At 71.1% G+C, this 27,000-nt stretch carries 25 protein-coding genes and 2 pseudogenes; 16 read left to right on the top strand and 11 right to left on the bottom strand.

Annotation, left to right across the window (positions count from 1 at the left end; all coding sequences use genetic code 11):
- The 5 genes from ACFYX0_RS24665 to ACFYX0_RS24645 all read left to right on the top strand — a co-directional run bounded on the left by ACFYX0_RS24665 (window position 1) and on the right by ACFYX0_RS24645 (window position 4,690).
- The gene (locus tag ACFYX0_RS24665; protein WP_388973150.1) at window positions 1-927 is read left to right on the top strand and encodes a winged helix-turn-helix domain-containing protein; all 927 of its coding nucleotides are present in this window, start codon (window positions 1-3) and stop codon (window positions 925-927) included.
- A complete protein-coding gene (locus tag ACFYX0_RS24660) occupies window positions 876-1,658 on the top strand; it encodes an HAD family hydrolase (protein ID WP_388973148.1) in 783 nt (260 codons plus the stop codon). The genes ACFYX0_RS24665 and ACFYX0_RS24660 overlap by 52 nt, the downstream gene beginning before the upstream one ends.
- Window positions 1,659-1,778: 120 nt before the next feature.
- Entirely contained in the window at window positions 1,779-2,657 is an 879-nt protein-coding gene (locus ACFYX0_RS24655) for a winged helix-turn-helix domain-containing protein (protein WP_355921229.1), read from the top strand.
- A complete protein-coding gene (locus ACFYX0_RS24650) occupies window positions 2,657-3,394 on the top strand; it encodes an HAD family hydrolase (protein WP_388973147.1) in 738 nt (245 codons plus the stop codon). Before ACFYX0_RS24655 ends, ACFYX0_RS24650 begins: the two co-directional genes overlap by 1 nt.
- Before the next feature lie 207 nt (window positions 3,395-3,601).
- Window positions 3,602-4,690, top strand: a complete 1,089-nt coding sequence (locus ACFYX0_RS24645; protein ID WP_388973145.1) for a phosphotransferase — start codon at window positions 3,602-3,604, stop codon at window positions 4,688-4,690.
- 26 nt (window positions 4,691-4,716) lie between these two features.
- On the opposite strand, the gene ACFYX0_RS24640 is transcribed toward ACFYX0_RS24645, so the two are convergent.
- The gene (locus tag ACFYX0_RS24640) at window positions 4,717-4,905 is read right to left on the bottom strand and encodes a hypothetical protein (RefSeq protein ID WP_388973143.1); all 189 of its coding nucleotides are present in this window, start codon (window positions 4,903-4,905) and stop codon (window positions 4,717-4,719) included.
- Between the two features lie 166 nt (window positions 4,906-5,071).
- On the opposite strand from ACFYX0_RS24640, the gene ACFYX0_RS24635 reads away from it, so the two are divergent.
- From ACFYX0_RS24635 to ACFYX0_RS24615, 5 genes are all read left to right on the top strand, one after another.
- Complete coding sequence (locus ACFYX0_RS24635; RefSeq protein ID WP_388973141.1) at window positions 5,072-6,013, top strand: GntR family transcriptional regulator; 942 nt, start codon at window positions 5,072-5,074, stop codon at window positions 6,011-6,013.
- 308 nt (window positions 6,014-6,321) lie between these two features.
- A complete protein-coding gene (locus ACFYX0_RS24630; RefSeq protein WP_388973236.1) occupies window positions 6,322-8,415 on the top strand; it encodes a phosphotransferase family protein in 2,094 nt (697 codons plus the stop codon).
- Between the two features lie 169 nt (window positions 8,416-8,584).
- Window positions 8,585-9,106, top strand: coding sequence for a helix-turn-helix transcriptional regulator (locus ACFYX0_RS24625; protein ID WP_355921242.1), 522 nt, complete (start codon window positions 8,585-8,587; stop codon window positions 9,104-9,106).
- 82 nt (window positions 9,107-9,188) lie between these two features.
- A complete protein-coding gene (locus ACFYX0_RS24620; RefSeq protein WP_388973139.1) occupies window positions 9,189-9,836 on the top strand; it encodes a hypothetical protein in 648 nt (215 codons plus the stop codon).
- 160 nt (window positions 9,837-9,996) lie between these two features.
- Window positions 9,997-10,332 (top strand): DUF2516 family protein, encoded by a 336-nt coding sequence (locus tag ACFYX0_RS24615; RefSeq protein WP_267971890.1) that lies wholly within the window; start codon window positions 9,997-9,999, stop codon window positions 10,330-10,332.
- A 16-nt stretch (window positions 10,333-10,348) separates the two neighbouring features.
- Here ACFYX0_RS24615 and ACFYX0_RS24610 read toward each other — a convergent pair whose 3' ends face one another.
- The 3 genes from ACFYX0_RS24610 to ACFYX0_RS24600 form a co-directional block, all read right to left on the bottom strand.
- On the bottom strand, window positions 10,349-11,668 hold the full coding sequence (locus tag ACFYX0_RS24610; protein ID WP_388973137.1) for a PP2C family protein-serine/threonine phosphatase: 1,320 nt from the start codon (window positions 11,666-11,668) through the stop codon (window positions 10,349-10,351).
- Window positions 11,669-11,939: 271 nt separating this feature from the next.
- Entirely contained in the window at window positions 11,940-13,043 is a 1,104-nt protein-coding gene (locus ACFYX0_RS24605) for an NlpC/P60 family protein (protein ID WP_388973135.1), read from the bottom strand.
- A gap of 327 nt (window positions 13,044-13,370) precedes the next feature.
- Window positions 13,371-14,189, bottom strand: a complete 819-nt coding sequence (locus tag ACFYX0_RS24600; RefSeq protein ID WP_355921253.1) for a class I SAM-dependent methyltransferase — start codon at window positions 14,187-14,189, stop codon at window positions 13,371-13,373.
- Between the two features lie 311 nt (window positions 14,190-14,500).
- On the opposite strand from ACFYX0_RS24600, the gene mshA reads away from it, so the two are divergent.
- The 3 genes from mshA to ACFYX0_RS24585 all read left to right on the top strand — a co-directional run bounded on the left by mshA (window position 14,501) and on the right by ACFYX0_RS24585 (window position 18,202).
- Window positions 14,501-15,841, top strand: coding sequence for a D-inositol-3-phosphate glycosyltransferase (mshA, locus tag ACFYX0_RS24595; protein ID WP_388973133.1), 1,341 nt, complete (start codon window positions 14,501-14,503; stop codon window positions 15,839-15,841).
- A gap of 23 nt (window positions 15,842-15,864) precedes the next feature.
- The gene (locus tag ACFYX0_RS24590; protein ID WP_388973131.1) at window positions 15,865-16,365 is read left to right on the top strand and encodes a YbjN domain-containing protein; all 501 of its coding nucleotides are present in this window, start codon (window positions 15,865-15,867) and stop codon (window positions 16,363-16,365) included.
- 154 nt (window positions 16,366-16,519) lie between these two features.
- Window positions 16,520-18,202 carry a glycosyl hydrolase family 28-related protein gene (locus tag ACFYX0_RS24585; RefSeq protein ID WP_388973129.1) on the top strand — a complete coding sequence of 561 codons (1,683 nt, stop codon included), beginning with the start codon at window positions 16,520-16,522 and terminating at the stop codon, window positions 18,200-18,202.
- A gap of 6 nt (window positions 18,203-18,208) precedes the next feature.
- On the opposite strand, the gene ACFYX0_RS24580 is transcribed toward ACFYX0_RS24585, so the two are convergent.
- Both ACFYX0_RS24580 and ACFYX0_RS24575 read right to left on the bottom strand, forming a co-directional pair.
- Entirely contained in the window at window positions 18,209-18,610 is a 402-nt protein-coding gene (locus tag ACFYX0_RS24580) for a TetR-like C-terminal domain-containing protein (protein ID WP_388973128.1), read from the bottom strand.
- A 40-nt stretch (window positions 18,611-18,650) separates the two neighbouring features.
- Window positions 18,651-19,919 (bottom strand): MDR family MFS transporter, encoded by a 1,269-nt coding sequence (locus tag ACFYX0_RS24575; RefSeq protein WP_388973126.1) that lies wholly within the window; start codon window positions 19,917-19,919, stop codon window positions 18,651-18,653.
- A 175-nt stretch (window positions 19,920-20,094) separates the two neighbouring features.
- On the opposite strand from ACFYX0_RS24575, the gene ACFYX0_RS24570 reads away from it, so the two are divergent.
- Window positions 20,095-20,856 carry a phosphoglyceromutase gene (locus ACFYX0_RS24570; protein ID WP_355921269.1) on the top strand — a complete coding sequence of 254 codons (762 nt, stop codon included), beginning with the start codon at window positions 20,095-20,097 and terminating at the stop codon, window positions 20,854-20,856.
- A 270-nt stretch (window positions 20,857-21,126) separates the two neighbouring features.
- Here ACFYX0_RS24570 and ACFYX0_RS24565 read toward each other — a convergent pair whose 3' ends face one another.
- From ACFYX0_RS24565 to ACFYX0_RS24545, 5 genes and pseudogenes are all read right to left on the bottom strand, one after another.
- On the bottom strand, window positions 21,127-21,336 hold the full coding sequence (locus ACFYX0_RS24565) for a hypothetical protein (RefSeq protein WP_388973124.1): 210 nt from the start codon (window positions 21,334-21,336) through the stop codon (window positions 21,127-21,129).
- Between the two features lie 106 nt (window positions 21,337-21,442).
- Window positions 21,443-22,030 carry a GNAT family N-acetyltransferase gene (locus tag ACFYX0_RS24560; RefSeq protein WP_388973122.1) on the bottom strand — a complete coding sequence of 196 codons (588 nt, stop codon included), beginning with the start codon at window positions 22,028-22,030 and terminating at the stop codon, window positions 21,443-21,445.
- Window positions 22,031-22,175: 145 nt separating this feature from the next.
- A complete protein-coding gene (locus ACFYX0_RS24555; RefSeq protein WP_388973120.1) occupies window positions 22,176-22,274 on the bottom strand; it encodes a hypothetical protein in 99 nt (32 codons plus the stop codon).
- Window positions 22,275-22,455: 181 nt separating this feature from the next.
- Window positions 22,456-22,881, bottom strand: a pseudogene (locus tag ACFYX0_RS24550) (alkaline phosphatase); the annotation flags it as partial.
- 82 nt (window positions 22,882-22,963) lie between these two features.
- A pseudogene (locus ACFYX0_RS24545) lies at window positions 22,964-23,290 on the bottom strand (alkaline phosphatase); the annotation flags it as partial.
- Between the two features lie 520 nt (window positions 23,291-23,810).
- Here ACFYX0_RS24545 and ACFYX0_RS24540 point away from each other — a divergent pair.
- Window positions 23,811-25,493: an NAD-dependent malic enzyme gene (locus tag ACFYX0_RS24540; RefSeq protein ID WP_388973118.1), complete on the top strand. Its 1,683-nt coding sequence runs from the start codon at window positions 23,811-23,813 to the stop codon at window positions 25,491-25,493.
- Entirely contained in the window at window positions 25,490-26,986 is a 1,497-nt protein-coding gene (fumC, locus tag ACFYX0_RS24535) for a class II fumarate hydratase (protein ID WP_388973116.1), read from the top strand. The genes ACFYX0_RS24540 and fumC overlap by 4 nt, the downstream gene beginning before the upstream one ends.
- The last annotated feature ends 14 nt before the right edge of the window (window positions 26,987-27,000 follow it).

Below are 27,000 nucleotides of genomic sequence, written 5' to 3'. Positions count from 1 at the left end.
ATGGCGCGAAGTTGTACCGTTCCTGTCGTGGAGGCAGAACACGCTGCCGCCCTTGGGCGGACGGGGTCACAGCGGCCAGGGAGGTCCCACCACGACGTGGCCGACGAGTTGCGCAGCCGGATCAGATCCGGGGTGCTGCGGCCTGGGCAGCGCATGCCCACCCAGGCCAAGCTGGCGGCCGAGTTCGGCGTGGAGCGGGGTGCCGTACGCCGGGCGCTGCGCATCCTGCACTCGGAGCATCTGCTCACCGATGTCTCCAAGGGGAGCCCGGCGGCCGTGGCGCGGAACGCGGGCGGCGCGCAGGCCGGGCCGGAGGCCCTGCCCCAGCCCACGACGGCGGCGCTCGGCCCGCGCACATCCGCGGCGTTCGCCGCACCGCACGTGGTGATCGACGCCCTGTGCCTGACCGCGGTCTCGCTGACGCTGGCGCTGAGCGAGCCGTTGCGCGAGATTCACGCGGGACGCATAAAACCGGCCAGGGTCGATGTGCGTGTGCTGCTGCCGAGCGGCCGGATCGATCTGGCGTTCCCGACCATGGTGGAGGGCCCGGACGACGACCGGCTGCACCGTCGCTGGCTGGCGCAGCGCAACGCGCAGGGCCATGTCCTGCGGCACAATCTGCTGGCGCTGCGCAGCTCGCACGGCATCGACGTGCATGTCTCCTTCCGCGCGCTGCCGTTCACCCCGCCCGTGAAGCTCTATCTCCTCAACGGCTCCGAGGCGCTGTTCGCCTACTACACGCTGACGCGCCGCGGCGAGGAGATCGACCAGGAACGCCTGGACGTGTACGACGCCGAGGGCACCCGGTCGCTGCTGTTTCGCTTCCCGCAGGGGGCGTCCCTGCGGGACACCACGTTCGTGGAGCAGTCGCAGCTGTGGTTCGACGCCCTCTGGGAAACAATCAGCACGGACCTGACACTTTTCTAGTGACCTCTGATACGACGCGGACCATGCCGGTGACAGAAGAGACCGAGAGACTGCGTGAACTGGTGGAGGGCGCACGCTTCGTGCTGTTCGACTTCGACGGGCCGATCTGCCGCCTGTTCGCCCTCCACCCGGCGGCCGAGGTCGCTCGGGCGATGAAGCAGTGGCTGCACGAGCAGGGACTGAGCCTGCCACCGGACGGGGAGGAGTCCGCGCGGTCCGACCCCCAGGTGGTGCTGCGCACGGTCCACCGGCGGCACCCGGGCAGCGATCTGGTGACCGAACTGGAGGAGGTGCTCACCCAGCACGAGCTGCGGGCCGTCCCCAGCGCCATGCCCACCCCGTACGCCGATCCGCTCATCCGCACCTGGACCGCGCGCGGCACCCGGCTCGCGATCACCACCGACAACTCGTCGCGCACGGCCTCGGCGTATCTGGCGGGCCGGGGACTCGCCGGCTGCTTCGCCCCGCACATCTACGGCCGTACGCACGAACTCCACCGGATGAAGCCGGACCCGTACCCCCTGAACCGGGCCCTGCGGGCGATGGGGGCGGCCTCCGGGAGCACCGTGATGATCGGTGACGCCCCGGCCGACCTGTGTGCGGCCCGGCAGGCCGGGGTGCCGTTCCTCGGCTACGCGCGCAACGACGAGAAGGAGGCCCGCCTGCGCGAGGAGGGCGCCGAGGTGGTCGTGCGCTCTCTGGAGCCGGTGCTGTGGATTCTGCGGAGGTGAGCAGAGCCCTTGCCAACTCCGTCCAGGCGCTTGCCAACCATCGAACAGTTATCGCCAGTTGGTCGTGACCGATAAGCAGGTATTAAACAACTCCCTGTAGATGGAAGTGGGTTGTAACGTTTGGTCGTGACCCAGGAGAACGTCGCAGTGAACGGCAGCAGAAGGTCCTCGCCCCAGGAGATCGCCGACGCGCTGCGGGCCCGTATCCGCGCCGGCGATCTGAAGGCCGGCGACCGGCTGCCCACCCAGGCCGAACTGGCCGAGGAGTTCGGGGTGGAACGGGGCACGGTCCGCCAGGCCCTGCGCGCCCTCCACGAGGACGGCCTGCTCAGCAACGTCACCAAGGGCAGCCCGCCCCGGGTCGCCGAACTCGCGCCGGTCAGGGACGAGCCGCAGCCGACGATGGTCGGGCTGGCGCCGCGGCTCACGGAGGCGTTCGCGGTCCCGCACGTCCGGATCGACGCGGCCTGCCTGACCGCCGAGACGCTGATGCTGGCCCTCGGCGAACCGGTGCGGCAGATCCACGAGGGCCGTATCCGCCCCCAGTCGATCGATGTGCGGATCCTCCTGCCGTCCCGGGACATCAACCTCGCGTTCCCGATCTCCGTCAGCAGCGCCGGTGACGAGGACCCGGTCCACCGGCGCTGGCTCGAACAGCGCAACGCCCAGGGGCACGTCTTGCGCCACAACCTCCAGGCCCTGCGCACGTCGCACAACATCGACGTCCGGGTGACCTTCCGCGCGCTGCCCTTCACCCCGCCGGTGAAGCTCTATCTCCTCAACGGGGCGGAGGCCCTGATCGCGTACTACATGCTCACCAAGCGGGAGGAGGAGGTGGAGAGCCGGACCCTGGAGATGTACGACACCCTGGGCGCCACGTCGCTCCTGTTCTCCTTCGAGCGCCGGACGGGCACCCGCGACGCCGTGTTCGTGGAGGAGTCGCAGAAGTGGTTCGACGCCCTCTGGGAAACGATCACCACGGACCTGACACTCTCCTAGTGACCTTTGATACGACACTGACGGATCAAAATGCGGAAGAAAACGAGCAGTTGCGGGATCTGATCGGTCCTGTGCGCTTCGTGCTCTTCGATTTCGACGGTCCGGTCTGCCGCCTGTTCGCGGGACACTCGGCCGAGGGTGTGGCGAAGGATCTCGTCGAGTGGCTGGAGCGGCAGGGACTGCGGGACCTGCTGACGGAGGAGGAGCGCGCCCACCCGGACCCCATGGCCGTCCTCCACGCGGTGAACCGCCGGCGCCCGCGCAGCGATCTGGTGGCCGAGCTGGAGGAGCGCCTCACCCAGCAGGAGCTCAAGGCGGTGGTCACCGCCTGGCCCACCGCCCACGCGGATCCGCTGATCCGGACCTGGGCCGCCCGCGGCGCGAAGCTCGCCGTCGCGACGAACAACTCGCCGCGGACCGCCCTCAGCTATCTCGACGACCGCGACCTGACCGGCTGTTTCGCCCCGCATGTCTATGGCCGCACCCATGATCTGCACCGGCTGAAGCCGGACCCGCACTGCCTCAACCGCGCCCTCAGCGCGATGGGCGCCTCCCCGTCCGCCGCCCTGATGATCGGCGACACCCCCTCCGACCTCCGGGCGGCCCGGCAGGCCGGGATACCGTTCCTCGGCTGCGCGGGCAGCGGCCCCCAGGAGAAGGCCCTGCGGGAGGCGGGAGCCGAGTGCGTGGTGGTCTCGCTGGAACCGGTGCTGCGGATCGTGGGCGGCCAGGGCTGACGCGCCCCGGATCCCGGCCGGGACTCCTGCCCCGTCGGACGATCGACATCCGGTCCAATTGGACTGGTTGACTCCGGCGTTCCACCGCCTGTGCCGAGCCGGCGCCCGAAATCGTCGCACGGCGCGGTGCGTCCGCTCGGAGCCGCTAGCGTGCCTGGACCCATGCATCGGTATGGGCAAAGCGGAAACCAGGGGACGCGGGGGGCGATGTCACCGGAGTGTTCACAGGCCCGGCAGCGGGCCGTCGAGATGAGCGGCGACCTGCGCGCCGTCGAAGGTCCGCTCGCGGGCTACCACCACGAGACGTATGTGATCCCGCTCCCGGGCGAGGCCGTCGGCCCGGCAGTGGAAGGCGGGCCTCCGGTGCGGGGCAAGGTCCGGGAGCCGCGGGGCAATCTGCTCTGGTTCGACCGCCGGTGCTTCGCCTCGGAGGAGGCGCTGCTCCACGCCCTGCGCGGTCGCGTCGCGGGAATACCGGAGCTCATCGCCGTGGCCGAGGGCGTATGGCTGCAAAGGTTCATCGAGGGGCGGACGCTGGGCTCGCTCCATGCGTCCGGTGCCGCGATTCCGGACACCATCGCGGCGCAGATCCTGGACCTGTTCCGCCAGATGGCAAGGATCACCCCCGGCAGGCTCGACGCGGAACGCGTCTGCCGCGCGGAGGACCGGACCGCGGACGGCGACACCGCCGGATTCCTGGAACGTCTCATCTGCTTCGCCGAGAGCCGGGTCTACCGGGAGAACCTCTCACGCTTCCCCGGACTCTTCGTCTCGCTCGGCGTGCAGGACGACTCCTTCGACATGCTCAGAAAGCATGTCGCCGGCCTGACCGAGCGGCCCTTCTGCCTGCTGCACGCGGATCTGCACCGGGAGAACTTCGTCGTCGACGCCCGGGGCCGGCTGTGGACCATCGACTGGGAGCTCGCCATGCTCGGCGACCCGCTCTACGACCTGGCCACCCACCTCCATCTGATGCGGTATCCGCAGGACCAGGCGTCCTCGCTGATCAAGTGGTGGTGCCAGGTGGTGGAGACGGAGCGGCCGGGCAGCTCCCGAGGCTGGGAGCAGGACCTCCCGAGGCTCCTCGACTTCAAGCGGGCCCAGTCCGTCTTCACCGACGTCGTCCGGACGACCCAGGACCTCGTGGCGCGGCCGGATCCCGATGAGTCGCTCCTTCTGCACCACGCCCGGCATGTGCAGCGCGTGCTGACCGCCGGCGCGCAGCCGCTGGGGCTCGACGCCGTGCCGGTTCTCACGGACGTCGTGTACGCGCTCGGGCCCTTCCGGCGGATGTGAGCGCCCCGGGCCGAGGCGCTCACCGATCACGCCTGGGCCATCAGCACCACGAAGAAGAACATGGCGGCCGCCGAACCGGTCAGTGCCGTCCTGCGGGCCCGTATGCCCACCGCCGCCAGGCTCAGCAGCAGGACGCCCACAAGGCCCGTCTCCCGCTGCACCAGCTCCGCCACCCCGAATTGGACCGCCGCCTCGACCAGTTGCACGGAGACCATGTGCCCACCCCTGTCCACAGCAGAGAATCGATCAACTACCTGTCCAATTGGACTGGTTGCCTTATCTCGGGTTGTCCCCTGCGAGCCAGATCCCTAAGCACCCGGCAGCTTTTCGTCCTTCAGGCAGCCAAGTTGGACTGAGAAGCGAACGGAACGCGGTTTGCCCATGGGGAAGGCGAGGTACGGTCGCGGTGTGACGACGGCACGCGGCGAAGGAGGCGGCAAGGAGTTCGAGCGTGTCCTGGAGGAGTTGCGCGCCCGCATCGCCGACGGCACGTACGCGCTCAAATCGCTGCTCCCGCCGCAGCGGGAACTCGCCGACGAGTTCACGGTCTCGCGCGACACCGTGCAGCGCGTGCTGCGCGAGCTGAGGAACGAGGGATGGGTCGAGTCGCGCCAGGGCAGCGGCTCCCGCGTGGTGCGAAGCCCCATCCACTCGGCTACGCGCCAGCAGGTGCCGCGGGTCCGGGCGGCCCTCGGGCCCTTCATCGCCCGGGCGTTCGCCCAGCCGACCGTACGGCTGGACGTGTACACCCTCACGTCGGAGAGCCTGGACGCCCATATCCGTCTTCAGGCGGAGCGCATCCGGCTGGGAGAGGTCCGGCCCGAGCGGATCGAACTGCGCATGCTGCTGCCCTCCGTGTCGCTCCCGCTGCCGTATCCGCGAGCGAGGGCGACCGAGGGCGGGGACGACGGGGACGGCGGACCGGCAGGGTCCGGCCAGTTGCAGGAGAAGGTGCAGGCACGGCTCCGGGGGATCACGCGGCGGCACACGGCCTCGCTGCTCTCGGCCCTGGGGGACCTCCGCACGGAGGGGCTCGTTCAGTCCGTCGACGTGAAGATCCGCCATGTGCCCCTGGCGCCGGCCTTCAAGCTCTATCTGCGCCAGGGTGCCGAGGCGTTGTTCGGCCCCTACGAGGTGGTGGAGCGGCCCATCCTCATGGAGGACGGGACGGAGGTGGCGGCTCTGGACGTGCTGGGGCTGGGATCCACGCTCACCCGCCAGGTCAACGACGAGGGTGACCCGGACGCGCCCGGCTCCGTGTTCATGGAGAGCATGCAGGGGTGGTTCGACTCCTGCTGGAATCTGCTGGCCGAGGAGATCTGAGCTGCGGCCCGGCCCGCTGGGGCCCGTACGGGGGCGTGGCCCTTCCGGGTGCCGCGAGCACCGGGATCCGCGGGGAATGCCGAGTCCGTCCGCCGGCATGGGTCCCGATGCCCTAGGGTGTGCCCACTTCGTTCGCGGCGCATGAACATCGAGAGCGCCGCACAGTCATGCAGGAGTCACCGTTGGGCGGTCCGCCAGTGCCTGACCACCGCGCTCTTCAGCGGCCGGCGGACGACAGATTCGAGAGGTTTCTGCGCTACGCCCGGGCGCTGGGCTCCTTCGACCGCGGCCATCACAACCTGAACTACATGGTGCGGCCGCTGACCGAGCAGGACTCCGCCCTCGTGGCGGTCGACGACGGGGCGGCGGTCACGGTGCGGCAGCGGATCCCGTCCGCGCTGCCCGTGGTCATCAGGACCTGGCAGGACGAGCCGGAGATCCTCAACAGGATTCGGGGCATCCTGCCGCATGTCCCGCGCTGTCACGCCAAGTACCAGGACATCGCCGTCCTCAGCTATGTCGAGGGCGTCCCTCTGTCGAGCATCTGCCCGGGCGGCACCCCGCTGGACCCCGGCGTCATCACCGCCCTGGCCGGCCTGCTCGCGGACATGACCCAGGTGGGGCGACGGCATCTGCCGCCGCTGCCCGTGTCCTGGCCGCGGTCCAGCCGGGACGGCAGGGCCTTTCTGCGCGCCCTCGCCTTCGCGGCGGAGGAGCAGATCCGGGCGCGCAACTGGGCCCAGTTCGGCGGGCTGTTCGCGATGCTGGGCATTCCCGAGGACGCCATGGTCCGCTTCGCGGAACGGGTGCCCGCGCTCATCAGCCGCCCCTTCAGCCTCCTGCACACCGATCTGCACCGGGACAACGTCATCGTGTCCTTCCACGGTGATCCGCCGCTGATCTGTGTCGACTGGGAACTGGCGACGTACGGCGACCCCCTGCACGACCTGGCCACCCATCTGGTGCGCATGCAGTACCCGAGCCACCAGTGGGACGAGGTCGTCGAGGCCTGGCGCACCGTCATGGGGGAGCGGCGCAGCAAGGCCGTCCACGGCCTCGACCGGGATCTGAAGCACTATCTGGCCTTCGAGCACGCCCAGTCCGTCTATCCGGACGTGATGCGCGCCGCCGAGTCGCTCGGCGACTCCTTCGACCAGCGGGAACTGGACGCCGCCACCCAGGCGGTGCGCCGGGCGCTGCTGGCGGCGCAGGAGCCGCTGCGTCTGAAGCACGTGCCGGACGAGCGGGCGATCGAACGCATCCTCTTCAGATGGAACGAGTCCCACGGGGTCCGGCCCAGCCGGGAGCGCACCATGTTCCAGATCGTCTGGGAGCGCGACCGACGGGTTCCCATCCGCCCGGACTTCCCGCCCTGGGCGGTCAGCCGGGCGCTGTTCGAGGAAGGGGCCGCGTCGGCGGACCGCGTGTTCAAGGGCACGGCCCACCTCAACACGGCGGTGCGGGTGGCGGGGGTCGCCTTCCCGGTCATGGTGCGCCGGAGGGCGGGGTCGTCGAGCCCGCTCGAACGGCGCTTCCTCAACGAGCACGTGGTGCTGGGCGCGATCGAGCAGACCGGGGTCCGGGTGCGCGCGCCGCGGGTCCTGGCGCTGGGCACCAGCGGACTGCGCGAGCAGTTCACCATCCACACCTACGAGGGACCGGCCGACGGCCTCCGGCCGCCCGCCCACCCCGAGTACGGACTGCTGCCGCACGAGGCGGACGACCTCGTCGACCAGCTCGCCGAACTGACGCACGTCCCCTGCGACCGGTTCGCCCCCGACTTCGGAGAGATGGACTTCTACTCCTGGCTGCGGGCCGAGCTGGTCCGCATGGTCGGCGAACTGCCCACGGACACCAGGGACCTGGCCCGGGAGCTGGGACTCCCGGACAGCGTCCGGCTGGACGAGATCCTCACCCGCCACATCCTCGCCCCGCGCCGGTCGGTGCTTCTGCACGGCGACCTCAACCCATGGAACCTCGTACGCCGCGCGGACGGTGGCCTCACCCTGATCGACTGGGAGATGGCCATGATCGGGGACCCGCTGTACGACCTGGTCCGCCATATGCATCTGACGCCCACCCGCCCGGACATCCGCCGACGGCTGCTGGACCGCTGGTCGCGGCGGCTGCCGGACGACTGCACCAAGGGCTGGCAGGAGGACTGGCGGGTGTACCGGTGGATCGAGATCATCCGCTCCGCGTATGTGGACCTCGACCGGCTGGTGACGGGTGACAGCCTGGAGGCCCCGAACGTACGCCGGGCGGTGGACGCCTACGCGATGACGCTGGTGGAGGCCACGGCCGCACTGGGCCTGCCGGACCGATCCACGGTCAACCCGTACCTCGTCCGCGCCCTGCCGCGCGGCGGCCACCGGGCCGGGGCGGTCACGGTGGACACCTGACCGCTCCCGCCGACCGGGCGGCGGCCGGACACATGATGCCCTGGGACCCGGCGCTGATCGATGCGCCCCCTGCGCCGACTCGCCCCGCGGCAGCCGCCGTTTGCGACGCGGCGCACTTTTGCAAGCGGCGTGCTTGCAATTGTTAGCGCGAGTGGGGCACAGTGGAGGCATGGCATCGCTCAACGTCGGCAACCTCGGTGAGTATCTGCGCGAACAGCGGCGCAATGCGCAGCTGTCGCTCAGGCAGCTCGCCGAAGCCGCCGGGGTGTCCAATCCGTATCTGAGCCAGATCGAGCGCGGGCTGCGCAAGCCGAGCGCGGAGGTGCTGCAGCAGGTCGCCAAGGCGCTGCGGATCTCCGCCGAGACGCTGTACGTGCGGGCCGGCATTCTCGACGCCGAGCGGGACCGGGAGGAGTGCCGGCAGGAAGGTGCGACGCGCGCCGTCATCCTCGCCGATCCCACGCTCACCGAGCGGCAGAAGCAGGTGCTGCTCCAGATCTACGAGTCCTTCCGCAAGGAGAACGGAGTCGAGATCGCCCAGTCGGGCACGGCGGACGAGGACGGCCGGGCGGCCCCGAAGGCTCCGGAGGCGGACGACGCCCAGGACACCGACACCCGCGGCCCCCGCACGGCCGACGACAGCGATGCCGGTCCGCGGCGCACCAGCCGTCGACCGGGCCGATCGGCATGACCGGACCGGCCGGGACGACCTGAGCGCGACCGGCGGACCACCCAAACCCTCAGTCGAAAGCCGAACCGGGAGGACCGTTCCCATGGCCATCACCGACGACCTGCGCAAGACCCTCAGCGACCCGACCCCGCTCTACTTCGCCGCCGGCACCGCCGACCTGGCCATCCAGCAGGCCAGGAAGGTCCCCGGCCTGGTCGAGCAGCTGCGCACCGAGGCCCCCGCCCGTATCGACGCGGTGCGCAACACCGACGCGAAGGCGGTCCAGGAGCGGGCCGCGGCCCGCGCCAAGGAGGCCAGTGCCCGGGTGAAGGTGACGCAGGAGACCATCCAGGCGCGGGTCGGCGAGTTCCTGAACTCGCTCGACTCGGACCTCAAGAAGTTCGGGACCACCCTCGACGCCGACCTGAAGAAGCTCGGCGAGACCGCCCAGGACATCGCCCTGCGCGGTGTCGGCGTCGCCGCCGAGTACGCGGTCCGGGCCCGTGAGACCTACGAGAAGGTCGCCGAGCACGGCGAGCAGGCCGTGAAGACCTGGCGCGGCGAGGCCGCCGACGAGATCGAGGACCTCGCGGTCGCCGTCGAGGGCAGGCCGGAGCCCGTCGAGGTCAAGGACGAGCAGAAGCCGGCCGAGGCCAAGGCCGAGCCCGCCGACGACAAGAAGAACGCGCCGAAGAAGGCGGCGCCGGTCCGCAAGCCGGTGGCGAAGAAGACCACGCCGCCGGCCAAGTAAGTCAAGCAAGCACCGTTGTGACCGGTCCCGTGTACGTCGGGGGACCGATGGCGGGCCGGGCACTTCGTGGGTGCCCGGCCCGTTCTACGGATACACGTCGGCCGCGGGCGGGTACGGTGGCCGTACAGAGGACTCGACCCGGGTGGTGGGCATTGTGCTGATGACGGCATTCGGCGGCTTCTTGTCGCTGCTCTATCTCGCCATGCTGGTGCTCGCCGTGGTGGCACTGGCGATGGCCGCGCTGTACCGCGACGACGCCTATCGCGCCGCCGACAAGCAGAACAAGGGCTTCTGGCTGATCATCCTCGGCATCGCGGTCGCCGTGAATCTGCTGGTGCCGATGCTCTTCCTCCAGCTCGCCGGCCTGGTCGCCACGATCGTGTTCTTCGTGGACGTCCGGCCCGCGCTCAGGCAGGTCTCGGGCGGTGGCTGGGGCCGTCGCCGCCGCGGAAGCAGCAGCGACGGACCCTACGGTCCGTACAACGGCGGGCGGTGACCCGGCCCGCCCGGGGTCACGGCACGCGGTCGAGCAGGACGACCGCCACGTCGTCCGTCAGCTCTCCGCCGTTGAGGTCGCGGACCTCGCTGACCGTCGCCCGCAGCAGCGCCTCGCCGGCCAGGCCCTCGGCCAGCCGGCGACGGACCAGTTCCACCATGCCGTCCTGGCCGAGGCGCTCCCGGCCCTCGCCGACGTGCCCCTCGATGAGTCCGTCCGTGTAGAGCATCAGGCTCCAGGCGGAGCCCAGCCCCACCTGCGTCCGCGGCCAGCGGGCGCGCGGCAGCAGACCGAGCGCGGGGCCGTTGTTGACGTACGGCACCAGCTCGGCCGTGGGCGCCGCGCCGGGGGCGCAGGAGAGACTCGGGCGTGCGATCAGCGGGGCCGGGTGGCCGGCCAGGCACAGCCCGGCGCTGCGGCCGTCCGGCGCGATGTCCACCGTGCACAGCGTCGCGAAGATCTCCTCGTTCTGCCGCTCGTGCTCCAGGACCTGCTGAAGCGTGGACAGCAGCTCGTCGCCGCACAGACCGGCCAGCGTCAGCGCACGCCAGGCGATACGCAGCTCCACCCCGAGCGCGGCCTCGTCCGGGCCGTGCCCGCAGACGTCGCCGATCATCGCGTGCACCGTGCCGTCCGGCGTACGCACCGTGTCGTAGAAGTCACCGCCGAGCAGCGCGCGCGAGCGGCCGGGGCGGTAGCGGGCCGCGAAGCGCAGCGAGGAGCCGTCCAGCAGCGGGGTGGGCAGCAGACCGCGCTCCAGACGCGCGTTCTCCTGCGCCCGCAGCCTGGACTCCGTCAGCCGTCGCTCGGCCGTGTCGGACCGCTTGCGTTCCACCGCGTAGCGGATCGCGCGGCTCAGCAGACGTCCGTCGAGCTCGTCGCGGAACAGATAGTCCTGGGCACCGACGCGAACGGCCTCAGTGCCGCGCTCGGCGTCACCGGACGCGGTCAGCGCCAGCACGGCGTGGCGGGGCGCGATCTGGAGGACGTGCCGCAGCACGGCCAGCTCGTCGTCCTCCCGGGCGGCCCGGCCGGGAGCGGGCAGCGCGAGGTCCAGCAGGATGCAGTGGACGTCGTCGGTGAGCAGCCGCTCGGCCTCGGTGAGGTTGCGGGCGGTGCGCAGCCGGATGGGGCGGCCCGCCGAGTCGAGCAGCTCGGGCACGATCGGCGCGCCGGTCGGATCGTCCTCGATCACCAGCAGGGTGAGCGTGTCGGCCGGAGCCTTGGTACGGGTGGGCGGCCCCGGTGCGGCCTGGGTCCCCGGCGGGGACGCGGCTTGAGCCTGACCACTCTCCACGGCCGGGATCGCTCTCTGCCGCGGTACGGGTGCGGGCATCGTCTTGGGTTCCTTCCCTCCCCCCGAGGGCGCGGGCGGGGCGAGGGACCTCGACCCACCGACGGGGACCTTAGCGGTAGCCGAGGCCGCAGCGGAATGCCCGGCGGCGTGACGCCGGGCATCGGGCCGCCGTCATATGCCGCATCCCCTACCGCAGTTGGACAGGGGTGACATCGCCCGGGATGACGAAAGTCACGTCGGGTGCGGGACCGGGTCGAGCGGCGGCGTGCGCCGTGTCACGTGGGGCCCGTCACTTCGGACGGGCCGCCCCTCACTTCGCGTCCGGGCGCACCACTCCCAGGATCGGCATCGTGCCCGCGCCCGCGATCGTCACCGTGCGTCCGGGGCGCGGTGCGTGGATGATCGCGCCGTTGCCGACGTACATCGCCACATGGCTGGCGTCATGGAAGTAGATGATCAGGTCGCCGGGGCGCATGTCCTTGATGTCGACGTGCCTGAGCTGCTTCCACTGTTCCTGCGAGGTGCGCGGGATGGCGGTGCCCGCCGCCGCCCAGGCCTGGGACGTCAGCCCCGAGCAGTCGTACGACATCGGACCCTCGGCACCCCACACATACGGCTTGCCGATCTGGTCGCTCGCGAACTGCACGGCCTTGCGCCCCTCCGTGGAGGCCTCGGTGCTGATGTCCTTGAGTATCCCGGTGTCGAGCCAGGCGGTCTGTGCCTGGTCCGCGGCCTGTTCCTCCAGCTTCCGCAGCCGCTCCTGCTCCTGCTTCTTCAGCTTGGACTGGAGCTTCTCGGCGGCGGCGATCTCCTTCTCGATTTTCTTCTTGGCCTCGGCCTTGGCCTTGCGGTGGGCCTCGAGCTGCTTCCACTGGTCGGCGGCGTCGCGCGCGTACTGCTTCAAGTCCTCCTGGGCGCGCGTCATCTCCGCGAGCAGTCCCTCGGTCGCGTGCTCGCCCTGACGGATCGTGCCCGCGTTGTCGAGGAACTTCTGCGGGTCGTGGCTCAGCCAGAGCCTGACCTCGGGCGGCAGCCCGCCGCCGCGGTACTGGGCGCGGGCCGCGGCACCCGCGCGGTCCTTCAACTGGTCCAGCCGCTCCTGGCCCCTGACGATCTCTCGGGCCAGATCGACGATCCGCGCCGACTGCCGCTTGGTCTGCTCCTCGGCGGCGTTGTACGCGTCCGTGGCGACCGCGGCGTCGTGGTACAGCGTGTCCAGCTTCGCGCGGACCGCTTCGAGGTCCTTGTCGGTCGGGGTCGACCCGCCGGCTGCCGGAGCCGACCCGCCGGGCGGAGTGGGTGTCGGGGCCGGCGGGCCCGGGTTCGCATACGCGGCGCCCGGTGCGCCCAGCACGGTGACCGCGCAGACCAGAGCGATGGCCGCCATGGTCAGGGTCCGCTTCCCGGATCCCATACTTCGCCCCCAAATCTGGTTTACCGTCAGTAACTTGCGGCGTCTGGGGGATCGTGCCATGTCGGCGGGCAAAGCGACAGAGGCGGGACTTATCCGCACAAAAAACTCCCTCGCCTGCCGCACTTGGTACGACGATCTCCCTACCCCGCGCCGCTTTCCTACGGCCGTCTTTCCTGCCGCCCGCGTACGGCGGTCCCCGCCCCCTCCGTCACCCGCGCACGGTGAACTCCCTGCCCCCTCGGCCGCCTCGTACGGCGAATCCGCCGCGTATGTGACGAAGCACGCGGGAAGATCGTTCCCCGCAGGTCAGGAGGGGTCGGAAGGGATTCAGGCGCGAGGCGCCAGGGCTTCCCAGGCGACCGTGACCTCGCCCTGGCGCCAGCGCGCCGGGCCGTCGGTCACCGGCCAGTCCGCCGTCAGCCGGCGGACCGTGCGTATCCAGCGCTGGCGGGCGCCGTAGGACGCGAAGGGCGCGGCGGCGGCCCAGGCGTGGTCGAAGTCGCGCAGGAAGGCGTGCACGGGCTCGCCCGGGACATTGCGGTGGATCAGCGCCTTCGGCAGCCGCTCGGCCAGGTCGGACGGGCGGTCCAGGGAGCCGAGGCGGGTGGCGAAGGTGACCGTGCGTGGGCCCTCCGGGCCGAGGGCCACCCACACATGGCGGCGGCCGATCTCGTCGCAGGTGCCCTCGACGAGCAGCCCGCCGCGGGAGCCGGTCGCGGGGTCGGCGGGGGCCAGGCGGGCGCACAGCCGCTCCCAGACGGCGGCGACCTCGCCCTCCTCGTACTGCCGCAGGACGTTGGCGGCGCGGATGAGGCAGGGGCGGCCGGGCACAGGCACCTCGAAGCCGCCGTGCCGGAAGACCAGGCCCTCGCGGGCGTACGGCCGCGCGGCCGCGACCCGGGCGGGCTCGATCTCCACCCCGACCACCTCGGTGCGGGGCGCGGCGGTGCGCAGGCGGTGCAGCAGTTCGACCGCGGTCCAGGGGGCGGCCCCGTACCCGAGGTCGACGGCCACCGGGGCCGCCGTACGGCGCAGCTCGGCGCCGTGGACAGCGGCGATCCAGCGGTCCATCCGGCGCAGCCGGTTCGGATTGGTGGTCCCGCGCGTCACCGTACCCACGGGGCGGGACGCGGCGCGGGTTGACATGCGTACGAGAGTAAGCGGCGGCGCGGGGGTGGCGGGCAGCCTGTGGACAACGCGGCGGGCGGCCTGTGGACAACGGAACGACCGACACCCGGCCGACCTCGGCCGACCCCGCGGCCGCAGGCCGGCGTGGCCGTCCCCGACGCCCCACACACACGACTGTCGAACGGTTGAGCGGAAACCGGTAATGATTCAGTAAAACCGCCCACAGGGGGACCGCAGGGGAAATGGAGCGCCCTGCGTCGGCGTTCGCACCGTTGCCAGGGTGTGCGGTCCCTCGCACACGGCATGCACGCAACAAGGAGGAACGCGACGTGAGCCAGTACGTCAGCAGGCTCGGGCGTCGCTCCCCGGCGGCTTCCTCCCGGCTGCGGCTGCCGCACCGCAGGCCCCGTCGTATCGCCATGCTCTCCGTGCACACCTCGCCGCTCCACCAGCCCGGCACGGGCGACGCCGGCGGTATGAACGTCTACATCGTGGAGCTGGCCCAGCGTCTGGCCGCGATCAACATCGAGGTCGAGATCTTCACCCGGGCCACCACGGCCGCCCTCCCGCCGACCGTCGAGCTGGCGCCCGGCGTCCTGGTCCGGCATGTCGACGCCGGCCCCTACGAGGGGCTCGCCAAGGAGGAGCTGCCCGCCCAACTGTGCGCCTTCACCCACGGAGTGATGCAGGCCTGGGCCGGCCACCGCCCCGGCTACTACGACCTCGTGCACTCCCACTACTGGCTCTCCGGCCATGTCGGCTGGCTGGCCGCCCAGCGCTGGGGCTCTCCGCTGGTGCACGCCATGCACACCATGGCCAAGGTCAAGAACGCCTCGCTCGCCGAGGGCGACGCCCCCGAACCCGCCGCCCGGGTGATCGGCGAGACCCAGATCGTGTGCGCCGCCGACCGGCTCATCGCCAACACCGCCGAGGAGGCCGCCGAACTCGTCCGGCACTACGCGGCCGACCCCGGCAAGGTCGCCGTCGTCCACCCGGGAGTCAACCTGGAGCGCTTCCGGCCCGCCGACGGCCGGGCCGCCGCCCGCGCCCGGCTCGGACTTCCGCAGGACGCGCTGATCCCCGTCTTCGCGGGCCGCATCCAGCCCCTCAAGGCGCCCGACGTGCTGCTGCGCGCCGTCGCCGTCCTCCTCGACGACCGCCCCGAACTGCGTTCCCGCATCGTCGTGCCGATCGTGGGCGGCCCCAGCGGCAGCGGACTCGCCAAGCCGGAGGGGCTGCAGAAGCTCGCCGCCCGGCTCGGCATAGCCGACGTGGTGCGCTTCCGGCCGCCCGTCGGGCAGGACCAGCTCGCCGACTGGTTCCGCGCCGCCTCCGTCCTGGTCATGCCGTCGTACAGCGAGTCCTTCGGGCTCGTCGCCATCGAGGCGCAGGCGGCCGGTACGCCGGTGCTGGCGGCCGCCGTCGGCGGTCTGCCCGTCGCCGTCCGGGACGGGGAGACCGGATTCCTGGTCCAGGGGCACGACCCCGCCGCGTACGCGCGCGTGCTGCGCGACTTCGCCGACAACCCGCAGCTGTGCGCCCGTATGGGCGAGGCAGCGGCCCGGCACGCCGGGTCGTTCGGCTGGGACACGGCGGCCTCGGCGACGGCCGGGGTGTACACCGAGGCCATGGGGGCCCACCGGCGCCGGATGCGCGCGCACCACGGCTGATGCCCGTCGCGTACGCTGCCCGCATGGCTGAGGAACAGCAGGCGGCGCAGGTCATCGAAGGGGTCTTCAAGGACGCCGAACTGGAGTGGGAGAGCCCGCAGTCGGGCTCGTACGTCGTGAAGCTCCCCGGGACGCGCAAGCTGTCGACGACCGTGTCGCTGATCGTCGGCCGGCACTCCCTGTCCCTGAACGCCTTTGTGATCCGCCACCCCGACGAGAACGAGTCCGCGGTCCACCGCTGGCTGCTGGAGCGCAACCTCAAGCTCTACGGCGTGAGTTACGCCGTCGACCCGCTCGGCGACATCTATCTGACGGGCAGGCTGCCGCTGGCCGCGGTCACCCCCGAGGAGGTGGACCGGCTGCTCGGCTCGGTCCTGGAGGCGGCGGACGGCAGTTTCAACACCCTTCTGGAGCTGGGGTTCGCCACCGCGATCCGCAAGGAGTACGCCTGGCGGGTGGCGCGCGGGGAGTCCACGCGCAATCTGGACGCGTTCAGTCATCTGACTCGACGCTCCGAAGACTGACCGCCTGGACCGTACCAATCAATCCCTGCACGACTCTTCCCCGGTCAACAGGCGTCGTGGCATGCTCACTGCCAACGTAAATCTGAACAGCGTTCACATCCATGGAAATTCACGTCTCTGGGCGTTCTTGAGATCCTTGGAAGGCGGTTCGGGCATGGGTAAGGGGCACGCGGACATCACCAGACGGAGCCTGCTCGGCAGCGCCATCGCCGTGGCGGCCGTCGCCGTGACCGGAACGACGGCGACGGCCGCCGCACCCACCCCACCCGTCCCACCGAAGGGCCAAGTCCCCGCGTTGTGGCGCGAGTTCCTCCGCACCCCCTTCACCCACCCGCAGATCCCCTACGTCGGCCGGGCCGGCTACCGCCGTGGGGCGGCGCGCTTCCCCCGTCGCCCCGTGGTCGCCGACGTGACCGCGTACGGAGCCGTGGCCGACGGCACGACGGACTGCGCACCCGCGATCAACCGTGCCATCGCCGCTGCCGGAAGGGCCGGCGGTGGCACGGTCCTCATCCCGCCCGGCACGTTCCGTATCGACGGCCTCATCCGCATCGGCTACGACAACGTCGTCCTGCGGGGCGCGGGCAGCGGCCGTACGACGCTGTACGCGACCAGGAACCTCACGGAGCTGATCGGCGTCTACGGCTCCCGGTACGGCGGCGACAAGTCCTCCTGGTCCTGGGCCGGCGGCCTGATCTGGCTGGCGCCGACGGCCCGTTGGGACTCCCTGGTCGCGGCCGTCCGGGCGAAGGCGTGGCCCTTCGAGGGCTGGACCGGCAACAAGCGCGACGAGTGGGAGACGCTCACCACGGTGTCCCCGGCCCGGCAGGGCTCCTGGACGGTGACGGTCGCCGACGCCCGGCGACTGAGGCCGGGTCAGCTCGTCCTGCTCCGCCTCGCGGACGACGCCGGGCGCACCCTCCTGGAGCACATGGCCGGCGGCGGGCCGGGCCCGGAGGCGTACTACTGGGACGACAAGACCAAGCTGACGTCGTACGTCCCCTATGAGTGGCCCGTGCGCATCGCGCGCGTGGCGGGCCGGAAGGTCACGTTCGAGCGACCCCTGCCGCTCGACGTCCGCCCGGAGTGGGACCCGCGGCTGACGACGCACGTACGGGAGCTGACCGGCGCCGGCGTGGAGGGCCTGACCCTCCGGGTGGTCGAGACCCCGCAGTCCCCGCACCTGCTCGACAAGGGCTACAACGGGGTCGTCTTCCAGTGCACGTACGACTGCTGGGCGGACGACGTCGTCGTCACGAACGTGGACAACGGCTTCGGCCTGGTCGCGGCCTCCTCCTGCACCCTGCGCCGCACCCGCGTGGCGGGCCGGGGCTCGCACCACCCGTACTTCTGCCGCGAGGGCTCGCACGACAATCTGATCGAGGACTTCACCATCGAGCAGCGCACGGTCCCGGCCCCGGCGAACACCCAGCTGCACGGCATCAACGTGGAGGGCCTGTCCTCGTACAACGTCTGGTCGCGCGGCGAGATGCAGATGGGCACGTTCGACTCGCACCGCGGGCTGCCGTTCGCCGATGTCCGTACGGACATCACGGTGAACAACAACGGCCGCCACGGCGGGGACGCCTCCGCCGGGCCGCTCTTCGGCGCCCGCTTCACGCACTGGAACGTCCGCGTCACCAACGGCCGCGCCGGTCTGATGAAGCTCGACGGACTGGCCCCCTGGTCGGCGACCGTCGGCCTGAACGAGGTCACGGAGTTCGACCAGATCGACGTGCCCGACTTCACGGGCGATCTGCACTCCCGGCTGGAGCTGTACGGCACGACGGACGTGGTCCGGCCGCGGAACCTCTACGAGGCGCAGCGGGAGCTGTAGGCCTCCTCACCCCCGCGGCGGGCTGAAGCGGTCGATCAGCAGGGCGAGCCGGTCGTGCTGGTCACGGCGCAGCCGGCCGCTGCGCATCAGCGTGAGCAGTCCGTGCAGCCCGCTCCAGACGGTCTCGGTGAGCACGCCCGGGTCGTCGTCGGCGGTGGCGAGCGGGGTGACGGCGAGGCGCAGCTCGTCGAAGGCGGCGCGCAGCGGGGCGGGGGTCTCGGGCCGCGCGAACGGCAGGTCCACGGAGAGCGTGAACATCGCGTCGTAGAGCGCGGGCCGCCGCTCGCCGAAGTCGGCGTAGGCGCGGCCCACCGCGGCGAGGGCCTCGCGCGCGGAGGAGGCGGAGGTGCGGGCGGCCTGCAGCTGCCCGGCCAGCTCCTCGAAGCCCTGCACGGCGACGGCCGCCACGCTAGTGTCCCGAGGGGCGCCCCCACCCGGGAGCGCCCTCTCAGGCCGCGCCGACCTCCGCGCCCGCCGTCTCCGGCTCCGCGCCCGTCGTCTTCCTGTCCGCCGTCGTCTCCTCCGCCGGGAGGCGGCGCATCAGCGCCCCGTACCCGGCCGCGGCGATCGTGCCGACCACCGCGCACAGCGCCCACAGCCATGCGGCGCCGAACCGGTCGATGACCACACCGGACATCAACGGGGCGATCAGGCTGGCCACGGACCACGACAGGGTGTACATGCCCTGGTACCGACCGCGCCCGCGCACGGGGGAGAGCCGGACGACGAGACCCGTCTGGGTGGGCGCGTTGACGATCTCCGCGAGGGTCCACACGCACACCGTCAGCGCGAAGACGCCGATCGACCCCGCGAAGGCGGTCAGCCCGAAGCCGTAGCCCGCGAGCAGGGACGAGATCACCAGCAGCCGGCGCGGGTCACGGTGCTCGATGAACCGGGTGACCGGGATCTGGAGCGCGACGATCAGCACGCCGTTGACGGCGATCGCCAGACCGTAGTCCGCGGGCGTGAACCCGGCCCGGCCCATCGCCACCGGCAGGCCCACGGACCCCTGCTGGAAGACCAGCGCGACCAGGAAGGACAGCCCGACCACGCTCATGAAACGGCCGTCGCGCAGCACGGTCCCGAGGCGCACGTCGTCTCCGGCCTCCTCGGCGACCGGAGTCGGCCTGGACTCCGGCAGCTTCACGAAGACGACGATCGCGCAGATCATCGTCATCCCCGCCTCGATCAGGAACCCGGCGAGATAGCTGAACTCGGCGATGAACCCGGCGGCCATGGAGGAGACGGCGAAGCCGAGGTTGATCGCCCAGTAGTTGAGGGAGAAGGCGCGGAGCCGGTCCTCGGGCCGGACGATGTCGGCCATCATCGCCTGCACGGCCGGACGGGAGGCGTTGGCGGCCATGCCGACGACGAAGGCGACGGCGGCGATGGCGACCGGGTCGCGCATGAAGCCGAGCAGGGCGACGGACAGGGCCGTGGACGACTGGGCGATGAGCAGGGTCGGCCGCCGACCCAGCCGGTCGGCCATCACCCCCGCGCCGAGGGAGGAGACGACGCCGCCTAGGCCGTGCAGCGAGGCCACGAGACCCGCGTACGAGGCGGAGTACCCGCGGTCCAGGGTGAGGTAGAGGGCCATGAAGGTGGCCACGAAGGCGCCGAGCCGGTTGACGAGCGTGCTGGTCCACAGCCACCAGAACTCCCGTGGAAGCCCGGACACGGTCTCTCGGGCGGCACGCCTCAGGGCGGCGACTGACATGTGTGATCCCCCACGAACGTAAGTGGCTCCAGCGGCAAGCACAACTTACGAGGGTGGAGCTCGGGTCGGCCACTCAATTAACAGATGCCGTCAACTGTCGTACGGGAGGGGGTCCGGCCGTCCGCCCTCCGGGCAGGCGGGCAGGGCGACGAATGCGTGGATTACGCTCTGAGGCATGGCCGACGCACCGTACAAGCTGATCCTCCTCCGCCACGGCGAGAGCGAGTGGAACGCGAAGAACCTGTTCACCGGCTGGGTGGACGTCAACCTGAACGAGAAGGGCGAGAAGGAGGCGGTCCGCGGCGGTGAGCTGCTCAAGGACGCCGGCCTGCTCCCCGACGTGGTCCACACGTCCCTCCAGAAGCGCGCGATCCGCACCGCGCAGCTCGCGCTGGAGGCGGCCGACCGCCACTGGATCCCGGTCCACCGCTCCTGGCGCCTGAACGAGCGCCACTACGGCGCCCTCCAGGGCAAGGACAAGGCCGCGACGCTGGCCGAGTTCGGCGAGGAGCAGTTCATGCTCTGGCGCCGCTCCTACGACACCCCGCCGCCGCCGCTGGCGGACGACTCGGAGTTCTCCCAGGCGAACGACGCGCGCTACGCGTCGATCCCGCCGGAGCTGCGCCCGAAGACGGAGTGCCTGAAGGACGTCGTCATCCGCATGCTGCCGTACTGGTACGACGGCATCGTCCCGGACCTGCTGGCCGGCCGCACGGTCCTGGTCGCGGCCCACGGCAACAGCCTGCGGGCCCTGGTCAAGCACCTCGACGGCATCTCGGACGCCGACATCGCGGGCCTGAACATCCCGACGGGCATCCCGCTCGCCTACGAACTGGACGCCGACTTCAAGCCGATCACCCCCGGCGGCACGTACCTCGACCCGGAGGCGGCCGCGGCGGCGATCGAGGCGGTCAAGAACCAGGGCAAGAAGAAGTAGGTATTGCGATCATGCCCCTGAACTGCGCAGATGGCGCGGCTCAGGGGCATTTTCACGGCCTGGGCCCTCTCTGGGCCCTCAGGCCCCCGGGTCCTGCGGCCGGAGCGCTCGCCCGAGAGCCTTCCGGGCCCGCTCCCGGCTGCTCGCCATGAGGTGCGCGTACGCCTTCAGCGTCAGCCCCGGGTCGGAGTGCCCGGGGTACTCCGCTCTCCCGGCTACGCTCGCGCGGCAGCGCCCCGCGGCGGGTGGCTGCGGGGCGCCTTGTGGGGTTTAGTCGACCGCCTGGCCGTTGTATTTGCCGCCCACGCAGGGGTTGCCCGGCAAGTCGATCCGGGGCGTTCCGCCGCCCTGCTCGCACTGAGAAGGGGTGACGTAGGATGGGCCGCCCTGTGCGGTGGCGGCGGTGGCGGCGCCTGTGAGGCCGAGTCCGGCGAGGGCTGCCGTGGCGATGACGGCGGCGACGATTCGTCGACTGCGCATTTGGTTCCCCTTTCACGGATTGCCTCGGTCGGGGCACTAGTCAGCTTGATCTTCACCCATGTGGGTGGCACGTCATGTTGCGCCATTCGGGTGACGACGCCCGAGGTCAGGCCGCGGCGGTCTTCGCCGTGACCCGGGCCCGGAGTGTCTCGCGGACCGTCGGCCATTCGTCGGCCAGCAGGCTGTAGTACAGCGAGTCACGGCGGGTGCCGTCCTGGCGGCGCATGTGGCTGCGCAGGGTTCCCTCGTAGGTCAGGCCGAGGCGGGTCAGGGCCTGCTGGGACCGTACGTTGAGGTTGTCGGTGCGCAGCGCCAGCCGGGCGAGCCGCAGGTCGTCGAAGGCGTGGGCGAACAGCAGGAGCTTGGACTCCGCGTTGTAGGGGCCGCCCCAGCAGGAGCGGTCGAACCAGGTCGCGCCGATCTCCGCGCGGCTCTCGTCGAGGTCGACGTCGTAGAGGCTGGTCGAACCGATGACCCTGCCGTCGTCGCGGCGTTGCACCGCGAAGCCGCGGCGGGTCGGGGCGGCGGTCATCTCGGCGAGCATCCCGCGCAGAAGGGCCACGGTCCCGGGGCGCGGCCGGGGCATCCAGCGCCACACCTCGGGGTCGGACGCCGACGGGAACAGGGCGTCGGCGTGGTCGGGGGACAACGGGACGAGGCGGACAACAGTGCCCTCGAGAGGCTGGTCGTTCACGGGGGCAGGATAGAAGTCGTCGATCAGCGGTCGCAGGCGTTCAGGTGCCCACACTGCTTCTTCTTCCCCCGGGGTGTCTCCGTCCCGGAGGCGGTCCCGGAGACTACCGGGGTGTTCCGGGACGGAGACATGTCCGTCGGGCAGGTCAGTAGCGGGGTGCCAGGATCTGGGACAGGACGTCGTGGACGTAGGTGTTGGCGTGCTTGCCGGTGAACCGGTTCGCGAGCGGGCCGGCGGCCGTCACCGGGACGTCGACGCTGGTGTGGCCGGACGTCGTCCAGTCGATCGTGAAGGTCCGGTCGCTTCCGTGGATCGTGAACGGACCGTCCTCGGTGGACGCCGGTGCCGGACTCGTCGGCCACGTCGTTCTCCTCGACCGCCAGGCCGCCGGTCTCGTGGTCGCCGGTGACGACGAGGAGCGTGTCGGGGTGGGTCGCCTGGTAGGCACGGGCGACGGCGACGGCCTTCTCCAGCTGCTGCATCGACTGCAGGACGCGTGTCCCGTTGTTGCTGTGCGCGAACTCGTCGACGCCTTCCTCCTCGATCATGAGGAAGAAGCCCTTCTTGTTCTTGTCCAGCGTCTTCAGCGCCTTGCCGGTCATCGTGGCGAGGTCGACGACCGGGTTGTACACATCGCCCTGACCCTCGGGACGCTGCTGGAACATCTCCTCGTTGCCGAAGAGACCGAGCAGCTTGCCGCCGCGCGCCTTGTCCAGGTCCTTCGCGCTGCTGACATACGTGTAACCGGAGCGCTTGGCCTTGGCGATCAGGTCGCCCTTCGTGCCCCGGCTGCCCTCGCCGGGGTCCTCGGCGGGCTTGTCCGGGAACGCGCCCGCGGTGCCGGCCGGCAGCCACCAGTCCTCGCCGCCCCCCCAGGATCACGTCCGGCTTGCTGACGTCGAGGTACTCGCGGGCGATGTCGTCCTGCTTGCCGCGGTCGGCGGTGTTGGCGAAGAAGGCCGCGGGCGACGCGTCGGTGACCTGCGCGGTGGTCACCAGGCCGGTGGCCTTGCCCGCCGCTTTGGCCTGCGCCCCGAGTGTGGGGAGCGGGTTGCCGTCGGTGTCCACGCTGACCGCACCGTTGTAGGTCTTCTGACCCGTGGCCCATGCGGTGGCGGCGGCCGCGGAGTCCGTGACCACGGCCTTGGGGTCGTCCGGCGTCGTCGTCAGCTGGCCGGACACCGGAAGGCGATCCATCGACAACTGGCCCTGCAGGCCGGTGAGATGCAGGCGCGCCGCCTCACGCGCGGCCGCGCCCATGCCGTCGCCGTTGATGAAGATGACGTTCTTCGCGGCGGGGGCCTTCGCCGCGCTCTGCGGAGCACTGGCGGACGCACCCGGCGTCGGGTTGAGCACCATGGTCGCCACCACTGCCGCAGACGCCGCTGCGACCGGCGCCCCCACCGCATACCACGCATGCTTGCGTTCACAAAACCCTTCCATGGGCATGGCAATGCACTTCCTTTGCAATCTAGAGAGCGGCAGTCCGTTTGAGTCGAACCGCAAGTGACGCCTGGGCGAACAGTGCACACCTGGGGTAAACGAAGCCTCACGATTGCCGCCCCGCGCAGGCCAAGGGAGCAGGCACCTGCGCGGGCGTTCCGGCGCAGCCGCAGGTCACGCCGTGGGTGGCCGGGCCCCGGGAGACATGGCGCTGCAAGATCGGCGGGCGGCTGCGGGGCCGTGGACGCACAGTGGTAGCAGGGGGGTGGCTTGCTGGTCCGGGACCGGGTGGGGGGCGCGCGATCCGCGACGGCCGCATACGCGACAGGAGGCCATCATGGGCGAGAAGAACGTTCCGACTCCGGCCACTCCGGCCACTCCGGGCGTTCTGGCCGATCCCTTTCTCGATCACGGTATGGCGTTCACCCAGGCGGAGCGCGATGCCCTCGGCCTGACCGGGCGCCTGCCGTCCGGGGTGCTGACCCTGGAGCAGCAGGCGGAGCGCGCGTACCGGCAAATACAGGCCCAGGGCAGCGACTTGGCCAAGAACGTCGGTCTGGAGCAACTGCACGACCGTAACGAGACCCTGTACTTCAAGGTGCTGACCGACCATCTGGTGGACCTGCTGCCGATCGTCTACGACCCCACGGTCGGTGAGGCGATCGAGAAGTACTCCCATGAGTACCGGCGCCCGCGAGGGGCCTTTCTGTCCATCGACCGGCCCGACGAGATGGAGAAGACCTTCGCCACGTTCCGGCTCGGGCCCCAGGACGTGGATCTGATCGTGTGCACCGACGCGGAGGAGATCCTCGGCATCGGCGACTGGGGCGTGGGCGGGATCCAGATCGCGGTGGGCAAGCTCGCGGTGTACACCGCGGCCGCCGGGATCGACCCGCGCCGGGTGCTCGCGGTGTCGCTGGACGTGGGCACGGACCGCAAGTCCCTGCTGAACGACCCTCTGTACATCGGCAATCGGCACCCACGCGTGCGTGGCGCCGACTACGACGCGTTCATCGAGAAGTACCTGCGCACCGCCTCGTCGATGTTCCCCGACGCCCTGCTGCACTTCGAGGACTTCGGCCCCGGGAACGCCCGGCGGATCCTGGAGAAGTACGCGGGCACCTACCGCATCTTCAACGACGACGTCCAGGGCACCGGCGCGATCACCCTGGCCGCGACGCTGTCGGCCGTCAAGGTGAGCGGTGTGCCGATGCGGGACCAGCGGCTCGTGGTCTTCGGCGCCGGCACCGCCGGAGTGGGCATCGCCGACCAGCTGCGGGACGCCATGATCCGCAACGGTGCGAGCCCCGAGCAGGCCACCGCCCAGGTCTGGCTGATCGACAAGCAGGGCCTGCTCACCCGGGACATGGACGATCTACGGGACTACCAGCGGCCCTACGCGCGCGACCGGGCCGAGGTCGCCGGCTGGGCGGCCGACGGCGGCGCGATCTCGCTGGCGACGACCGTGCGCGAGGCGAAGCCGACCATTCTGCTGGGCACCTCCACGGTGCACGGGGCGTTCACCCGCGAGGTCGTCGAGGCCATGGCCGAGGGCACGGAGCGGCCGATCGTCTTCCCCATCTCCAATCCGACCTCGCGGATCGAGGCCATGCCCGCCGACGTCATCGCCTGGAGCCAGGGCAAGGCCCTGGTCGCGGTCGGCATCCCGGTCCCGCCCGTGGAGTTCGGCGGTGTCACCTACGAGATCGGGCAGGCCAACAACGCGCTGCTGTACCCCGGGCTGGGGCTCGGCACGATCGTCTCCGGCGCGTCGAGAGTGACGGCGGGCATGCTCCTCGCGGCCGCGCAGGCGGTGGCGGACCAGGTCGACGTCTCCATGCCGGGCGCCTCCCTGCTGCCGCCGGTGGAGAACCTGCGGCAGTCCTCGGCCATCACCGCCACCGCCGTGGTCGGCGCGGCGGTCAACGAGGGCGTCGCGAGCCACAAGCCGGACGATCCCGGGCGCGCCGTCCGGGACGCCATGTGGGAGCCCGTCTACGCCGACGGAGCGGCGTCATGAGTGCGCGCTCCGGCACGGACCGGACCGCCCCGGCCCCGCACGAGCCCGCGCCGAAGATCCTCGATGTGCCCATCGGCCTGCATGCGACCGGCACCCGGCGGGAGATCGACTCCATGGGTGCCATCGAGGTCCCGGCGGACCGGTACTGGGGCGCGCAGACGCAGCGGTCCCTGATCCACTTCTCCATCGGGGACGACCGGATGCCGAAGGCGGTCTACCACGCGTACGGATATGTGAAGAAGGCCGCCGCGCTGGTCAACGGCCGGGCCGGGCGGCTGCCCGGCTGGAAGTCCGAGCTGATCCAGCGGGTGGCCGACGAGGTCATCACGGGCAATCTGGACGAGAACTTCCCGCTGTACGTGTGGCAGACCGGGTCCGGGACGCAGTCCAACATGAACACCAACGAGGTGATCAGCAACCGGGCGATCCAGCTGGTCGGGGGCGAGCTGGGCAGCAAGTCCCCGATCCATCCCAACGACCACGTCAACATGGGCCAGTCCTCCAACGACACCTTCCCGACCGCGATGCACATCGCCGCGGTCAAGGCGGTCCACGAGAAGCTGCTGCCCGCCGCGCAGGCGCTCCAGCGGGCCGTCGAGGACAAGGCGGAGCAGTGGCGCGATGTGGTGAAGATCGGCCGTACGCATCTGGAGGACGCGGTCCCGCTCACCGTCGGGGAGGAGTGGTCCGGTTACGCCCACCAACTGGCGCAGGCCGTGGACCGGGTGGCCAGGTCGTCGGAGGGCCTGTTCGAGCTGGCCGCGGGCGGCACCGCCGTCGGCACGGGGCTGAACGCCCCGCCCGGGTTCGGTGAGCAGATCGCCGCCGAGATCGCGGCCGAGACCGGCTACCCGTTCGTCACCGCCGAGAACAAGTTCGCCGCCCAGGGCGGACTGGACGCCATGGTCGGCGCCTCCGCCGGGCTCCGCGCCTTGGCCGTGTCCCTGATGAAGATCGCGAACGACATCCGGTGGCTGGCCTCGGGGCCGCGCTGCGGCCTCGGCGAACTGCTCCTCCCCGCGAACGAGCCGGGCTCCTCGATCATGCCGGGCAAGGTCAACCCGACCCAGTGCGAGGCGATGGTCATGGTCTGCATCCAGGTGCTGTCCGAGGACACGGCCGTCGCCTTCGCGGGATCGCAGGGCAACTTCGAGCTGAACGCCATGCGCCCGGTGATCATCAACAACTTCCTGCACTCGGCCGGCATCCTGGCCGACGCCTGCGACAAGCTGCGCCGGTACTGCATCGAGGGCGCCCAGCTCGACCGCTCCCGGATCGACGAATTCGTCAACCGGTCCCTGATGCTGGTCACCGCGCTGTCACCGGTGATCGGCTACGACAAGGCCTCCGCCATCGCCCACAAGGCCGATGACGAGGGCACCACGCTGCGCGAGGCCGCCCTGGCCTCCGGCTATGTCAGCGCCGAGGAGTTCGACCGCACCGTCGACCCGGCCGCCATGGTCGGCCAGGACCACGCGTCCGGCGACGTATGACACGGGCGGCCCCG

Origin of the sequence: Streptomyces sp. NPDC002573, assembly GCF_042889625.1 — a bacterium.
Classification (GTDB): Bacteria; Actinomycetota; Actinomycetes; order Streptomycetales; family Streptomycetaceae; genus Streptomyces; species Streptomyces gibsoniae.
Note: the sequence above shows the minus strand (reverse complement) of the source record. Positions and strands in the feature narration are given on the sequence as shown.

Excerpts from the sequence above, each read along its gene's own strand:
- ACFYX0_RS24665 (WP_388973150.1), top strand. The coding sequence starts at position 1 with ATGGCGCGAAGTTGTACCGTTCCTGTCGTGGAGGCAGAACACGCTGCC.
- ACFYX0_RS24645 (WP_388973145.1), top strand. The coding sequence starts at position 3,602 with ATGTCACCGGAGTGTTCACAGGCCCGGCAGCGGGCCGTCGAGATGAGC.
- ACFYX0_RS24640 (WP_388973143.1), bottom strand. The coding sequence starts at position 4,905 with ATGGTCTCCGTGCAACTGGTCGAGGCGGCGGTCCAATTCGGGGTGGCG.
- ACFYX0_RS24635 (WP_388973141.1), top strand. The coding sequence starts at position 5,072 with ATGGGGAAGGCGAGGTACGGTCGCGGTGTGACGACGGCACGCGGCGAA.
- ACFYX0_RS24630 (WP_388973236.1), top strand. The coding sequence starts at position 6,322 with ATGGTGCGGCCGCTGACCGAGCAGGACTCCGCCCTCGTGGCGGTCGAC.
- ACFYX0_RS24625 (WP_355921242.1), top strand. The coding sequence starts at position 8,585 with ATGGCATCGCTCAACGTCGGCAACCTCGGTGAGTATCTGCGCGAACAG.
- ACFYX0_RS24620 (WP_388973139.1), top strand. The coding sequence starts at position 9,189 with ATGGCCATCACCGACGACCTGCGCAAGACCCTCAGCGACCCGACCCCG.
- ACFYX0_RS24615 (WP_267971890.1), top strand. The coding sequence starts at position 9,997 with ATGACGGCATTCGGCGGCTTCTTGTCGCTGCTCTATCTCGCCATGCTG.
- ACFYX0_RS24610 (WP_388973137.1), bottom strand. The coding sequence starts at position 11,668 with ATGCCCGCACCCGTACCGCGGCAGAGAGCGATCCCGGCCGTGGAGAGT.
- ACFYX0_RS24605 (WP_388973135.1), bottom strand. The coding sequence starts at position 13,043 with ATGGGATCCGGGAAGCGGACCCTGACCATGGCGGCCATCGCTCTGGTC.
- ACFYX0_RS24600 (WP_355921253.1), bottom strand. The coding sequence starts at position 14,189 with ATGTCAACCCGCGCCGCGTCCCGCCCCGTGGGTACGGTGACGCGCGGG.
- ACFYX0_RS24590 (WP_388973131.1), top strand. The coding sequence starts at position 15,865 with ATGGCTGAGGAACAGCAGGCGGCGCAGGTCATCGAAGGGGTCTTCAAG.
- ACFYX0_RS24585 (WP_388973129.1), top strand. The coding sequence starts at position 16,520 with ATGGGTAAGGGGCACGCGGACATCACCAGACGGAGCCTGCTCGGCAGC.
- ACFYX0_RS24575 (WP_388973126.1), bottom strand. The coding sequence starts at position 19,919 with ATGTCAGTCGCCGCCCTGAGGCGTGCCGCCCGAGAGACCGTGTCCGGG.
- ACFYX0_RS24570 (WP_355921269.1), top strand. The coding sequence starts at position 20,095 with ATGGCCGACGCACCGTACAAGCTGATCCTCCTCCGCCACGGCGAGAGC.
- ACFYX0_RS24565 (WP_388973124.1), bottom strand. The coding sequence starts at position 21,336 with ATGCGCAGTCGACGAATCGTCGCCGCCGTCATCGCCACGGCAGCCCTC.
- ACFYX0_RS24540 (WP_388973118.1), top strand. The coding sequence starts at position 23,811 with ATGGGCGAGAAGAACGTTCCGACTCCGGCCACTCCGGCCACTCCGGGC.
- fumC (WP_388973116.1), top strand. The coding sequence starts at position 25,490 with ATGAGTGCGCGCTCCGGCACGGACCGGACCGCCCCGGCCCCGCACGAG.